This is a genomic window from Advenella incenata, assembly GCF_004217095.1.
GTDB lineage: Bacteria > Pseudomonadota > Gammaproteobacteria > Burkholderiales > Burkholderiaceae_B > Advenella > Advenella incenata.
Map to the genome: position 1 here is coordinate 495,386 of NZ_SHKO01000001.1, position 13,392 is coordinate 508,777.

General features: G+C 56.5%; 8 protein-coding genes. 3 read left to right on the plus strand and 5 right to left on the minus strand.

What is annotated here, in order from left to right:
• Positions 1-7 precede the first annotated feature (7 nt).
• Positions 8-1,369, minus strand: a complete 1,362-nt coding sequence (hemN, locus tag EV681_RS02235) for an oxygen-independent coproporphyrinogen III oxidase (protein ID WP_128393731.1) — start codon at positions 1,367-1,369, stop codon at positions 8-10.
• A 36-nt stretch (positions 1,370-1,405) separates the two neighbouring features.
• The gene (locus tag EV681_RS02240) at positions 1,406-4,138 is read right to left on the minus strand and encodes a DNA topoisomerase III (protein WP_128393732.1); all 2,733 of its coding nucleotides are present in this window, start codon (positions 4,136-4,138) and stop codon (positions 1,406-1,408) included.
• A 160-nt stretch (positions 4,139-4,298) separates the two neighbouring features.
• Between EV681_RS02240 and EV681_RS02245 the strand changes: the two genes are divergently transcribed.
• Positions 4,299-7,073, plus strand: coding sequence for a GDYXXLXY domain-containing protein (locus tag EV681_RS02245; RefSeq protein WP_242612210.1), 2,775 nt, complete (start codon positions 4,299-4,301; stop codon positions 7,071-7,073).
• Positions 7,074-7,337: 264 nt separating this feature from the next.
• On the opposite strand, the gene gluQRS is transcribed toward EV681_RS02245, so the two are convergent.
• Positions 7,338-8,240 carry a tRNA glutamyl-Q(34) synthetase GluQRS gene (gene gluQRS, locus EV681_RS02250; RefSeq protein WP_242612111.1) on the minus strand — a complete coding sequence of 301 codons (903 nt, stop codon included), beginning with the start codon at positions 8,238-8,240 and terminating at the stop codon, positions 7,338-7,340.
• Between the two features lie 148 nt (positions 8,241-8,388).
• On the minus strand, positions 8,389-8,847 hold the full coding sequence (locus EV681_RS02255; protein WP_128393735.1) for a Smg family protein: 459 nt from the start codon (positions 8,845-8,847) through the stop codon (positions 8,389-8,391).
• Between the two features lie 765 nt (positions 8,848-9,612).
• On the opposite strand from EV681_RS02255, the gene EV681_RS02260 reads away from it, so the two are divergent.
• Complete coding sequence (locus EV681_RS02260) at positions 9,613-10,803, plus strand: acetylornithine transaminase (RefSeq protein WP_128393736.1); 1,191 nt, start codon at positions 9,613-9,615, stop codon at positions 10,801-10,803.
• Between the two features lie 85 nt (positions 10,804-10,888).
• Positions 10,889-11,221 carry a hypothetical protein gene (locus EV681_RS02265; RefSeq protein WP_128393737.1) on the plus strand — a complete coding sequence of 111 codons (333 nt, stop codon included), beginning with the start codon at positions 10,889-10,891 and terminating at the stop codon, positions 11,219-11,221.
• Positions 11,222-11,344: 123 nt separating this feature from the next.
• On the opposite strand, the gene EV681_RS02270 is transcribed toward EV681_RS02265, so the two are convergent.
• Entirely contained in the window at positions 11,345-13,378 is a 2,034-nt protein-coding gene (locus EV681_RS02270; RefSeq protein WP_128393738.1) for an acetyl/propionyl/methylcrotonyl-CoA carboxylase subunit alpha, read from the minus strand.
• Positions 13,379-13,392: the final 14 nt, after the last annotated feature.

Genomic DNA, 13,392 nt, shown 5'->3' on the forward strand with positions numbered 1-13,392 from the left:
TGCGCCTTTATACCGTCATCGAGAAAATGCGTGCATTTGGCTGCTTGCGCAGCATGCGCAGATCAAATGCCATACAGATATTGCGGGCAAAGGTGCGCCCGGCTTCGGTAATATCAATACGGTCGGCGCCAATGCGGATCAGGCCGTCGCTTTGCATTTCCTCCAGCCGTTCCAGCACCTCGGGCAGCTCGGGAAATTGCATGGCCGGATCGGCCCAGCTTGTCTGCAGTTGGCACATCAGGTTCAGAATGTGGCGGCGGATGATCAGATCTTCCTGGTCCAGCAAATGACCGCGGAACAGCGGCAACGCACCGCTTTCGACGCGGGCATAATAATCTTCAAGTACTTTTTCGTTCTGCGCAAAGGCGTACCAGGTATCACTGATGGCCGATACGCCCAGGCCGATCATCAACTGCGTTGACGAGGAGGTGTAGCCCATGAAATTGCGGTGCAGGCTTTTTTCCAGCATGGCCTGATACAGCGAATCGGATGGCAGCGAAAAGTGATCCATGCCAATTTCCACGTAGCCCAGCTCTTCGAGCAGGCGCTTGCCATTTTCGTACAGGGCGCGCTTTTCCTCGCCGGAGGGCAGATCATTTTCGTCGAAACCGCGCTGTCCGTTGCCCTTGATCCAGGGAACGTGGGCGTAGGAGTAAAAGGCCAGGCGATCGGGCTTGAGGGAGATGGTTTTCTTGATGGTCGATTCCATGGCAGCCCAACTCTGAAAGGGCAGGCCAAAGATCAGGTCGTGACTGACACTGGTATAGCCGATAGCGCGGGCTGCGTCGGTTGCATTGAGCACGTTTTCGTAGGGCTGAATGCGATGGATGGCCTTCTGGACCATGGGATCATAGTCCTGCACGCCGTAGCTGACCCGGCGAAAGCCCAGATCGTAGAGGGCCTGCAGATGCTCCTTGCGGGTATTGTTGGGATGCCCCTCGAAGCTGAACTCGTGGTGTTCGTGAACGATGGCATCGTCCAGAATACCGGTAAGCAGGCGCTGCAAGTTGGCGCTGCTAAAGAAAGTGGGCGTGCCGCCACCCAGGTGAATTTCCCTGATGACCGGTTTGTCGCCGAGCAGCTTGCGGTACATGGCCCATTCTTTGAGGACCGCCTCGACATACGGCTCTTCGACACTGTGTTTTTTGGTAATGCGCTTATGACAGGCGCAGAAGGTACAGAGCACCTCACAGAAAGGCAGGTGGATATACAGACTGATGCCTTCCTGGGCGTTCGATTCTGTAAAGCTGCGCCTGACGGTCTGCAGATAAGCGTCGCTATCGAAACTACTTTCGTCCCAGTACGGCACGGTGGGGTAGCTCGTATAACGAGGACCGGGGATGTTGTATTTCTGAATAAGTGTGTTCATTCTGTACATGCGCCCCCGGGGTGAGGCGGGGGTCGCTTAAAATGCGGGCTCGGTATCGTCCGGGTCGGCGGTTTTGGCAGTCTGCTTGCGGGCAGTCGCGCTTTTGCCTGCGACTTTCTTTGCAGTGGCTTTCTTGACAGCCGTCTTCTTGACAGCTGTTTTCTTGGTGGCAGTTTTGCTTGCGGTCTTGCGGGCAGTTTTCTTGGCTGCTTTTTTGACCACTTTGCCGCTGTCGGCCTCTGCCGCGGTGCTTTTTGCCGCAGACTTGCTGGCGGCTTTGGCAGCCGATTTCGACGCCGCTTTTGCCGTTTTGGCGGGGCGGGGCTCAAATTCAAACTCTATTTTACCCGCTTTCGACATGGCAAGGTAGGCTTTGAACTTGCGGTTGGTACGATTGGACACAAACCCGTCGAGCAGGTCGGTTTTACCCTGACTGAGCAATTTGCCCATCTGGTCGTGGCTGATCTCCTGTTGCAGGATCACGCGACCAGACTTGAAGTCGCACGTTTTCTTTTCGCTGACCGAATTTTCGCAGACATAGCTCATGCCCGTGTCGTAAACGTTACCACTGCATTTGGGGCAATGGCCGACGGGCGTTAGCTGGGAGACGTCCAGTGGTTCACTGTTGTCGTCGTCAGACTGGCCAAAATCGAATTCCAGCTTATTTTCGGGCGTAATGCGCAAAATGGCGGAAAAGGGGCGTCCCATTTTGCTGATGAAACCGCTGAGCGGGCCCAGGGTTTTGTTTTGCAGCAGCTCTTCCACTTCGGGAATTTCAAAGGTGCGGCCGCCGGGATGCTTGGTAATGGAAAAATCGCAGTTGGTGCAGGCGTAACGGCGGTAGTTTTCCTTGACGACGCTGCCGCAGGCCGGGCATGGCGTTGTGAGCGTGGCGTAGTCGCCGGGCACGGTGTCCTGCTCGTATTCCTTGGCCCGCTTGACGATAATTTGCGTGCTTTGCGCAATTTCGCGCATGAACGCTTCGCGGTCCAGCTGGCCCTGTTCCATTTGCTTGAGCTTGTGTTCCCATTCGCCCGTCAGTTCGGGCGAGGTCAGCTCGCGCACGTTCAGTCCGACCAGCAGCGTCATGAGCTGGCGCGCCTTGGCTGTGGGAATCAGCTCGCGGCCTTCGCGGCGCAGGTACTGTTCATTGAGCAGGCCTTCGATAATGGTGGCGCGGGTGGCTGGCGTACCCAGCCCGCGCTCGGACATGGCTTCGCGCAGTTCATCGTCGTCTACCAGCTTGCCGGCCCCTTCCATGGCCGAGAGCAACGTTGCCTCTGTATAGCGGGCGGGTGGACGGGTTGCCAGCTCCTTGGCGGCGATATCTTCGGTTTTGACGGTTTCATTTTCAGCGACGGGAACCAGCGTGGCATCGCTTTCCTGGTTCTCGCGCCCGTAAATTTCCAGCCAACCCGGCTTGATCAGTACCTTGCCTTCAGTTTTGAAGTGATGGCTGGCCACAATCGTGATCCTTGTGGTGACCCGAAATTCAGCAGGCGGGAAGAACACGGCCATGAAGCGTTTGCTGACCAGGTCATAGATCTTGGCTTCGGCTTCGCTCAGCTCCTTGGGTACCTGCAGGGTAGGGATAATGGCAAAGTGATCGGAGATCTTTTTGTTGTCAAAAATACGCTTGTTGGGTCTGACCCAGCTGTTTTGCAGGATCTTCTTTGCAAAGGGCGCATTGCGCCGTCCCAGCGACGATTCGGCGCCTGCGATGGCCTCAAAGGTTTGTTTGACCGTACTCTGATAGTCTTCGGGCAGGTAGCGTGAGTCGGTACGCGGGTAAGTCAGCGCCTTGTGGCGTTCGTACAGGCTTTGGGCCAGCGCCAGTGTCGTTTTGGCGGTAAAGCCGAAACGGGAGTTGGCTTCGCGCTGCAGCGATGTCAGGTCAAACAGGCCTGGCGACATGGATGTCGAGGGCTTGGATTCTTCGGTAACCGTGCCGTCTTTATGGCGACACGCAACAACCACCGATTGTGCACTGGCGGCCGACCACAGGCGGTTGTCCCTTTTCTCGGGATCGTGTTCATCCTTTTTGAAGGCCGGGTCGAACCACTTGCCTTCATACAGGCCGCCGGCTGCCACGAAGGTGGCATGCACTTCCCAGTAGTCGCGGGATTTGAACTGGCGGATTTTTTCTTCACGTTCGAACACAATGGCCAGGGTCGGCGTCTGGACCCGGCCGATAGGCGTCTTGAAAAAACCCCCGTCCTTGCTGTTAAAGGCGGTCATGGCGCGCGTGCCGTTGATGCCGATCAGCCAGTCGGCTTCCGCGCGCGAGCGGGCTGCCGCTTCCAGCGGCTTCATCACGCTGTCGTCGCGCAGATTGTCAAAGGCCTCAATAATGGCGTTGCGTGTCATGGACTGCAGCCAGAGCCGCTTGATGGGCTTATTGACGCCCGAGTACTGGATAATGTAACGGAAGATTAACTCTCCCTCGCGTCCGGCGTCACATGCGTTGATAATGGCAGTGACATCTTTGCGTTTGAGCAGGCGCACCAGCATTTTGAGCCGGTCGGTGGCCCTTTTGTCGGACGGTCTTAGATCGAACGCTTTGGCCGGGATGGCCGGCAGATGATTGAAGGACCATTTGCCGCGGACAACATCGTCGGGATTGGTCAGGGTTAGCAAATGCCCTACGCTGGACGACAGGACATACTGGTCGTTCTCAAAGTAGTCACCTTCACGATGCATGCCGCCCAAAGCACGGGAGATATCGAGTGCAACTGAAGGTTTCTCAGCGATAATCAGGGTTTTCGTCATGGTTTTCCGAAGTTATGAACCGCAAGCGGATGTGTTATTTTTCACCGAGTGTACTACACGGCTATTTTCCACACAGCTATAATCGCTTGCCGTGCTGTTTCTGGTGGCCGGCACTTTCCCGGCAGCCCAAACGCGGATAATACGAGAGGTAATTCAATTGATGCAAGCTCAAACGGCTCATTCTGCACAATCCGGGCATGATCAAATCTTCCGGTGGCGTCTCTTTTTCAATATGGGATTGCGGGTGCTGGGTATTGGGTTGCTGGCCAGCGGCATTGTGACCTGGATCGCGGCAAACTGGGACGGACTTGGCAAATTTGAGCGTATTGCGGGTGTCCAGCTGTTGCTGATCGCCGTTGTGGCTGTTGCCCTGGTGCAGGCCTGGCGGGGTGGGCGCAAGTCTGGCCATATCGCCGGCGCTTCGCAGCCCGCAAGTTCTGGCAGCCAGGGCGTACCGGCTTTTGCCGGCGCATTGTTTCTCGCCTGTGTCGTTACCGGTGGCTTATTGGCGCTTCTGGGGCAAACCTATCAGACCGGCGCCGATCCCTGGACGTTATTTGGCTGGTGGGCCTTGCTGGCGGTGCCCTGGCTTCTGGTCGCCCGCAGCTGGTTTGTCATCGTTCTGTGGCTGGTTGTGCTAAATACCGCCATCATATTGCTGCTGGGTACGCAGGTGTTGATAAGCCCGCAGCGTTACACGCCAATGGGCTATGCATGGGTGGTGGCAGCAATCAATGCGGGTCTGCTGGCAGGCGCCGAGCGTTTGCGCAGCCGCTATGGCGATCCCTATCGGGTGGTTCCCCGGCTGCTGGTGCTTATCATACTGATTGCCTTGTTTTGTACACTGGCCGCGTCTGTGGAATCTCTGTTTGACGGTGAGTCCAATCAGGCCATGCTGCTGCAGGCAGTGCTGGTTGGGGCGGTTGTCTCAGCCGGGTTCTATCTTTATCGCCGCCTTACACCCGATTTTTTCATTCTTTCGCAACTGGCCGTGTTTACGGTCCTGTATGCGGGTACCTACGTGCTCATCGCCAGTTGGCTGTTCGCCGAGTCGATCGAGCTGAGCGTGGCGCTGGCCTTTGTAGTGGCGCTTGGCGGGATGCTCGGTTGTGTGTCCTGGCTCAGGAAAGTGTATCAATCGCAGTCTGACGCACCCGGCCAGCCCGTCCTTTCGGGCGGCTCAGCAGCCCTGCCTGCTGCGGTCACCGCTATAGATACAGCCCCAAACGCAAACACGGTTAAGACTGAGTCTGCGGTTACCCCTGCGCGCAGTTCGCCGTTGTTATTCCTCTTTTCATTCGGTTTTATATTTTTGCTGGGCTTAGCCCTTATAGCGGTCCTGGAGATACCGCTCACAGGGGCTGCAGGCGCGGCTCTGGTGGCCGGGCTGTTGGCATACTTCTCTCCTGGCGGAAAATGGCGTGTCAGCGGTGTGACGCTGATGCTGGTCGGTTTGCTGTTGCTGGCATTCGAAGTTTTCAGTGGAACGCATATAGACTATACGGAACGCGCTTTGCCAATATTGGGACTGATTGCCGGCCTGCTGATTTTGTACCATATGTATCAAATACCGTGGTTTCAGTTTCAGTGTGCGGTCGCAGCGCTGGTGCTCTTTGCCATTCTGTGGCCGCAGTACAGTCCCGGTCTTGCATTCGATCGTGCAGATGCCGGCCTGTCCGGCTATGGCCATGACGCAGACTGGTTGTCGTTCTTGAGCGAACTGGCACCTGTTTATATTGTGCTGGCCACTGTGATTCTGATGGGGTTGCCGCATGCCTGGCTGCGTCGCTACAAAACGCTCGCATGGGCGTTGTTGTGCGTCCCGCTTGGTGCCTATGTTATTGATATGTCGGCGTTATCCTACAGCAGCAATCAGAGCGTACAAGATGGTCAGAACATGCTGGCCATGGTGTTGAATAAATGGGCTCTGCCCACACGCTTCCCGATGGCTTACCTGTGTAATCTGGTGTTTTGCCTCTTGCCTATGGGGGTCGCGTGGCTGTCAGCCAGACGGCGACGCGTTCCCGCAGCGGATCAGGCCGTCGTGCTGCTTGTCCTGCTGGTGCTGGGCGTGTTGTGGGGCGATCTGCCCGGGGTGCAGTTGGGCTTGTTGTTGTGTCTGCTGGGTTACGAGTTGCATTACCGCAGCATGCTGGTTGTCGGGGTGATCAGCATTATCGTTTTTCTGGCGCAGTTTTATTTTCAATTGCATTTTCTTCTGCTGGATAAAGCGTACTTTCTGATCGCTCAGGGCGCCGTTTTGCTGGTGATGGCGCTGCTGTGGTACCGGTTGCGTCCCGTTGCGGCTATTGGCGGGAGGCCTACCGATCACAGTGGCGCACTGGATCCGATCGCCGATACGCCCGCCGGGCGTGAGGGTGCTCGCTTGCCTGTGCGTGACGGTTTGTCCGCATCTCAGGCCAGAGCGGGCCGCAGGCGGTCATCGGTGCCGGTGCTTGCGAGCATCGTGGCCGGGCTGGTTGCCGTGCTGGCCGCGGCCAATGTGGATGTCGTGCAAAAAGAAGCCATTATCCGCGACGGGACGCGTTTCGTGGTTGCATTGCGGCCGGTGGATCCGCGCTCTTTGATGCAGGGCGACTATATGACGTTAAATTTTGCGTCACAGGCGGGCGAAGATGGGGACCTGTTTTCCGATTATTCACACCGGTATGTCGAACTGAAACCCGATGCACAGGGTGTCTATCACTTTACCCGCACGCTGCCGCAAATGGCGCCGCCAGCGCAATCCGGCAACGTGCTGGTTCGTTATCGCAGGCAATTGGATGAGCGGGTGCTGTTTGTGACTGATGCGTATTTTTTCCCGGAAGGGCAGGCAGAACACTTTGCTCGTGCCCGCTATGGGGAATTTCGTGTCAATCAGGATGGCGTGGCATTGTTAACCGGGTTGCTGGACGAAAAGCAGAATCGGCTATAGGGCCAGATCAGTACTCACCAAGGACGCGGCAGTGGCTCGGCGGCAGTTCGCTTTCGGGTACATTGCCCGTATCGCATATTTTGGGGCGTGCGAGCTGGCGTTATTGGTCACTGCATAACGGGCACGAAATAACAGCGAAAATAAACGGCCAAAATGAATGGCTAAATTGGGTGGCTAAATTGGGTGGCTAGATTGGGTGGCCAAAATAAATGGCCAAAATAGCCGCGGGAAATAACAGCCAAAAATAACGGTAAAAAACGGGCATCAGCGTATCGTAAAACGTTGGCGCCATGCCGCCACAGCTGCGTCCCAGAAGTCGTTCACCGTATTTACGGGCAATACATCAAAACCCAGCGCGGCCCAGGCTCGCTGCAGGCTTTTAATAGGATTGTGCATATCAATGGCCTGTGCGTGGTTCTGTTTCGAGAGCTTTCTGCCATCGCTGTCCAGCACCAGGGGAACATGCATCATCCGCGGTGGTGCAAAACCCAGCATGCGGGCCAGTTGATGCTGCCTGGCTGTAGAAGAAAGCAGATCCTGGCCTCGCACAATGTCCGTCACCTGCTGATCGTGATCGTCCACAACGACCACGAGCTGATAGGCGAACAGGCCATCGGCGCGTTTGACGATCATGTCGCCAACGGCCTGGGCAACGTTTTGGGTTCGTGCACCGACCCAGCGATCGGTAAAGGAATAGCCCGCGTCGGGCATTTTCACGCGCCAGGCCCGGGGCGAGCGGCCCGCAGCAATACCGGCCCGACAGGTGCCGGCGTAGGGGCGCTCACCATCCTCTCCCAACAGCCCGGCCTGTACAGCGTTGCTGGCGATTTCCTGACGCGTACAGGCGCATCCGTAAATCAGGCCTTGGTTATCAAGTAGTTCAAATATGTCTGCATAGCGAGACAGCCGCTGCGACTGCCAGATAATATCGCCGTCCCAGCGCATGCCCAGTTGTTGCAATTGCGACAGGATGATCTGGTCTGCACCCAGCACCACGCGCGGGGTATCGATATCTTCGATGCGTAACAGCCAGCGGCCGTGATGGGCGCGAGCGTCCAGAAAGCTGGCCATGGCCGCGACCAGCGACCCGTCGTGAAGGGGACCGCTGGGGCTGGGCGCAAAACGCCCCGTATAGGGGGCGCAGGTGGTGTAAAACGGGTTGGACAAAATCAGCGGGGCGCAAGTAGATAAGTAGACGCGAGCAGCAATTGACTTGACTGCACAAGTGATTATATTTGTATAGGTTATGGCGGCGTGCCTGCCTCATGCTCGCTTTATGCGTTACATGGGGCAACCACGCCGCCGAACCAGTGGATCAGTGAAATAGTTTTTCTTCGTCGTCGGTAACCAGTTCTTCCAGGATCAGATGATCAATCTCCGCCTCCTGGCTCCACAACACCATCAGCGTGATAATTTTGATGTGCTGCAAGGACAGGGGGGCTTCCGGTGCTGCCATGGCCCGATCAATAATGATTTCGCGCAGCGGTGGCGCAACCGCCCCGCTATACTCCAGGAAACTCATGAACCCGAGTGCCGCCACGCCCAGGTGTTGTTGCTCGCCTGGTGTATAAAAGCGTGTGCTGGAGTCTGACATGCTGGTCAGTTCCACGCATTTTTCTGTGGATTCGGCCAGACCGAAGAGCCAGCCGATCGCATCGTCAATGTCATCGTGCTCAAAGCCAGCGGCCATGAGCCTTTTGGTCAGGACGTCTGCGGAAGGGCAGGATTCTGGAGTGTAATAGTTCTCGAAGAGATAAACCAGGACATCATACATAATGCGTTTTCCCCAAAAGGTTTATTCAATGATAGCCCTTCAGTCAAATGACACCATCCTGCCTTCAAAATTCTTTAATTAAGCTGAAAGCGTAGATAAATGGTGCTATTTGACAGGCTACACCCGTCAGCCGTTACGCAGGCTTAATGATTATACTGTACGGGTTTTTGAGTGGGCAGGCAACGGTTTATTGGATCTCGTCATAAAAAAACATCACAGTGTCTTCCATGACCATGATTCCAAAAGACTTTTCGATGACAATAGCGTTGTCTGGCCGCTGCGCGTTCTGTTTCAGTCGATTGCAGTTTACATAACTGGCGGACACAGCAGCGCAAAAAATGAGCAAAAAACGCATAGATGACGCCATCATACATAACGTCATATTTGACCGTACTGACGCGAGCGGGCCAGAGCGGGCAAACAAGATAAGCTGGCGTGTCGGCAAGCGACTGCGCAAAGAACATCCAGGGGCCAGACCAGGCGCGCAAACCGGGAGTGAGCGCCGCCAGTTAAACCGGGAGCCAAGGCGAAGCGATAAATTAAAGCGACGAGTTAAGCTCTGGCAGTTAACGCCAGGATAAGAACCGGAAGTTAAAGGCTGGCGGGTTAAAGCGACGAGCGTAAAGATCGCGTTCTGGCAGATCGATGGGGCGCGGCAACCAACCTGTGTAAGCGCGTATTTTTCATGCAGACCGGACAGCAGGGGGGAATTTGAATACAATGAAAACTTACTTCGTCCCCCATTTGCATTTATAAGGAAATGCCATGTCATTCAGTTCTGCCGACGCCCAGTCGCTAATGGAAATTACCACCCGTCCGCCTTTGTATTTCGTCAGCGGCGAGGGTTCCTGGCTGACGGACGACACTGGCAAGCGATATCTGGATTGCATTCAGGGCTGGGCGGTCAATTGCCTGGGGCATTGTCCGCCGCAATTGATCAAGGCACTTAACGACCAGGCCGGAAAATTGATCAACCCTTCGCCTGCGTTTTACAACGAGCCGTCTGTGGCGCTGGCCAAGCGGCTGATTGATGCGTCGTGCTTCGATCGGGTGTTTTTCACCAACAGTGGCGCCGAGGCCAACGAGGGTGTGATCAAGCTGGCGCGCAAATGGGGCCAGAAAAACAAAAAAGGCGCCTACAAGATTATTACGTTCGACCACAGTTTTCATGGCCGCACACTGGCCACCATGTCTGCCTCGGGCAAGGCTGGTTGGGACACGAAGTTTGCGCCGCAGGTCGATGGCTTTCCCAAGGCGCAAATGAATAATCTGGAATCGGTCAAGGCGTTGATTGATGACAATACCGTTGCCATCATGCTGGAACCGGTGCAGGGCGAAGGCGGTGTCATTCCTGCAGAGATGGCGTTCATGAAAGCGCTGCGCGAACTGACTCGCGAGAACAATATGCTGCTGATCGTGGATGAAGTGCAGACAGGCATGGGCCGTTGCGGCGAACTGTTTGCCTATCAGGCTTATGGCATTGAGCCTGATATCATGTCCCTGGGCAAAGGTATTGGCGGCGGCATTCCCCTGGCTGCCATGCTGGCCCGCGAAGAAGTGTCCTGCTTTGAACATGGTGATCAGGGCGGAACCTACAATGGCAACCCATTGATCACTGCCGGTGGCATTGCCGTTTTCGATGTGCTGACGGCACCCGGGTTTATGCAAAGTGTTCAGGCCCGCTCCGAACAGTTGTCGCAAGGTCTGCTGGCGCTGTCGGAAAAATGGGGCATGAAAGGCGAGCGTGGCATGGGCATGTTGCGCGCGTTGATTCTGGACAAGGACGACGGACCGGCAATTGTGGACGCAGCGCGCGAGCGCGGTCCGGAAGGCATGCTGCTGAACGCGCCGCGGCCGAATCTGCTGCGCTTTATGACCGCATTGAATATGACCGAAGACGAACTCAAGCTGATGCTGGCGTGGCTGGACGAAGTCATTGCCCAGGTCAGAGCCTGATCGATCCCTGTCTGCCGACAGGGCAATGAGCTAACCGGATGGCTGAATCCATTCGGTTTCTCCCAACGGATGACAAGGAGCAGACATGCAGAACGAGATGGAACTCAAAGAACTGGTAATCGAGCTGTCGGATAATCTGAATCAATGCATGGCGCAGCAGGCGGCGCTCCAGCATGCGGTGTATGCGTTGCTGGCGAATGTGAGCGACAAAAAGGCCGTACGCAATTCGCTGAATATCTGTGCCGAAAGTTTTCTGGAGGCCCAGGAGTCTTTGGGTTTGCCGGACGATATGATTGAAACCTATCAGGACGAGATCGCCGAACTGCTCGATACGCTGTCAGATGACATTGAGCAACAGCGTGATGCTGACTGGGCCAACGAAGGCGGCAATATTCATCTGGATGACGACAAGCAGTAAAGATGCGTCAATGAGAATTCCGAGACAAGGTCTCGGAATTTCTCTCTGCGCAAATGGGCTCCGATTTTCACATTACCCTGGGTCGGTTTGCGTTCGGGTTTCAGTGAAGGCGGATGCGGTAACTCAGGTGTCAGCCTCTTCAATCCTGATTAGTTCCGCTCCATCCGTTACCTGATCGCCAACGGCAAAGAACACTTCCTCGACAATACCCGATGTGGGTGCGGTAATGGCGTGTTCCATTTTCATGGCCTCCATGACCATCAGGGCATCGCCTTTTTTTACGGTATCGCCGGCCTTGACCGACAGCGAGATAATTTTGCCTGGCATGGGGGCGGTCAGGTTGCCGCCATGGTCGGCGCTCTCGTCGGCGGCATGGCGCAGCAGGTCCGGCAGGCCGAAAATGCGGGTGCCGCCGGTGGGTCCAGTGCCAAACAACCAGGCCTGTTCTCCCTCGCGTACGACGGTGCCGCGATAATTGCGGCCATCCAGATTGACCTGTGTATGCCAGCTGGCGCCATCGGCTTGGGCAGACCAGGACAGGGGATAGCTACGATCCTGGTGCACCAGTTGCCACTGTCCATCAACGCGCTGCATGTGCAGCGTGTGTGCAATATCGCCATCCTGCAGTTGCAGCGTCTGTTGGTAGGAGCCCGATAGGCGCCAACCGTCGGTGCTGTCCCATGGGTCGATGCTGTGATCGCCCTGGTTGCTATTGTGGCCGGTTTGACCCTGCGCACTGATCCAGGTGGCCGCCACGCACGCAAGTGCCGGCAACGTGGCTTCGGTATGTTCGGGCAGCAATTGTTCGCGATTTTTTTCGATCAATCCCGTATCCAGGTCGGCGGTGGCAAATGCTGTGTTTTCCATGAGCCGTCCCAGAAACGCCAGATTGGTGCGAACGCCAACAACATGGGTTTGCGCCAGCGCTGTATGCATGCGCGCAATGGCCTGTTCCCGGTTTTCACCCCAGACAATCAGCTTGGCGATCATGGGGTCGTAATAGGGCGAGATGGTATCGCCCTGGCCCACGCCGCCATCAACACGAACCGTGCCGTTGCGGAAGGTGACATGATCCGGCAGGCGCAGATGGCTCAGCGTGCCGATGGAAGGCAGAAAGCCGTTGTCCGGATTCTCTGCGTAGATCCGCGCTTCAATGGCATGGCCCTGCATGGTCAGTTGCGCTTGCGTCAATGGCAGGGGCTGGCCGGCGGCGACGCGCAATTGCCATTCAACCAGGTCCAGGCCGGTGATCATCTCTGTGACCGGATGCTCCACCTGCAGGCGGGTATTCATTTCCATGAAGTAAAAGCGACCGTCGGGCTCAGCGATGAACTCGACCGTACCGGCGCCCACATAGCCCACGGCCTTGGCGGCAGCCACTGCTGCCTCGCCCATTTGTTTGCGACGCTCGGCAGTCATGCCTGGGGCTGGCGCCTCTTCAATGACTTTCTGGTGGCGGCGCTGAACCGAGCAGTCACGCTCGAACAGGTACACGGCGTTGCCCTGGCTGTCGGCAAATACCTGGATTTCGATATGGCGCGGCTTGGTCAGATAGCGTTCGATCAGAACCATGTCGTCGCCAAAGCTGCTGATCGCTTCACGTTTGCATGAAGCCAGTGCGGCAATAAACTCCTCTGAGCTATTGACCACGCGCATGCCCTTGCCGCCGCCGCCGGCACTGGCCTTGATCAGTACCGGATAGCCGATGCTGTCGGCTTGCTGATGCAAAAAGGCAGGGTCCTGGTCTTTGCCATGATAACCCGGCACCAGCGGGACGCCGGCTTGTTCCATCAGAGATTTGGCGGCAGACTTGCTGCCCATGGCGGCAATGGCGGAAGCGGGTGGTCCGATAAAGGTGACACCGGCCTGCCCGCAGGCCTGGGCAAAGGCTTCGTTTTCAGACAGAAAACCGTAACCGGGGTGAATTGCCTGGGCGCCGGTTGCCCGGGCAGCGTTCAGGATCACATCGCCCAGCAGATAGCTGGCGCGAGGCTCGGCGGCGCCGATATGAACCGATTCATCGCAGGCATGCACGTGCGCTGCGTTGGCATCGGCATCGGAGTAGACCGCGACAGTGCGAATGCCCATGCGGCGGGCAGTGGCGGCCACGCGGCAGGCGATTTCGCCGCGATTGGCAATCAGGATGGTATGGAACATGGTCTTGTCTCCGG

Coding starts and splice junctions, on each gene's coding strand:
- EV681_RS02245 (WP_242612210.1), top strand. CDS start 4,299: ATGCAAGCTCAAACGGCTCATTCTGCACAATCCGGGCATGATCAAATC.
- EV681_RS02265 (WP_128393737.1), top strand. CDS start 10,889: ATGCAGAACGAGATGGAACTCAAAGAACTGGTAATCGAGCTGTCGGAT.
- hemN (WP_128393731.1), bottom strand. CDS start 1,369: ATGAACACACTTATTCAGAAATACAACATCCCCGGTCCTCGTTATACG.
- EV681_RS02260 (WP_128393736.1), top strand. CDS start 9,613: ATGTCATTCAGTTCTGCCGACGCCCAGTCGCTAATGGAAATTACCACC.
- EV681_RS02255 (WP_128393735.1), bottom strand. CDS start 8,847: ATGTATGATGTCCTGGTTTATCTCTTCGAGAACTATTACACTCCAGAA.
- EV681_RS02240 (WP_128393732.1), bottom strand. CDS start 4,138: ATGACGAAAACCCTGATTATCGCTGAGAAACCTTCAGTTGCACTCGAT.
- EV681_RS02270 (WP_128393738.1), bottom strand. CDS start 13,378: ATGTTCCATACCATCCTGATTGCCAATCGCGGCGAAATCGCCTGCCGC.